Source organism: Streptomyces lancefieldiae, assembly GCF_031845825.1.
Lineage (GTDB): Bacteria > Actinomycetota > Actinomycetes > Streptomycetales > Streptomycetaceae > Streptomyces > Streptomyces lancefieldiae.
The window spans coordinates 1-500 of sequence record NZ_JAVRFH010000285.1 but is presented as its reverse complement, the minus strand read 5'-3'; the positions used below and the strand labels follow the sequence as shown (position 1 = coordinate 500).

1 protein-coding gene is annotated in these 500 nt (G+C 68.0%); it reads right to left on the bottom strand.

Annotated elements, in window-relative coordinates; all coding sequences use genetic code 11:
• The coding region (locus tag RM812_RS42160) for a transposase family protein (RefSeq protein ID WP_311586303.1) at positions 1-500 on the bottom strand (500 nt) is incomplete at both ends.

Here is a 500-nt window from a genome sequence, read left to right as displayed (position 1 = left end):
CGGTGGTGACCCAGTCGCCTGCACCGATGTAGGCCATGTCGGCGAGGACCGGGACGCCCTGGCGTTCGCAGATCCGAATGATCTTGTGCGTGCGGGCTGCCGTCAGGTCGTGGGCACGGCCCGGCAGTGTCGGCGACAGCCACAGAATCTCCCCGGTGGGATCGGTAAGAACCTGCACGTTCACGCCGTGGCGCTTGCACTTGGAGGAGTAGTCGGCCTGCCCGTCGCCGACCCGGTCGCACTCGGCGAGGGTGCCGTCCAGGAGTGCGTAGTCGGGGTCCGTCTCGCGCAGGACCTTCAGCAGTCCTGGTGCCTTGTCCGCCAGATGCCGGACGACGGTGGTGACGTAGGCGTGGGTGGTGCCGACGGATATGCCGAAGCCCGCGGCGATCTGCGTGAGGGTGTCGTGCCGCCGGAGGTAGACCAGAGCGACGAGAGCACGCTGGTGCGGCGGGAGTTTGCAGCGGCGGTCACCCTCCCGGGTGACGATGAGCATGGTT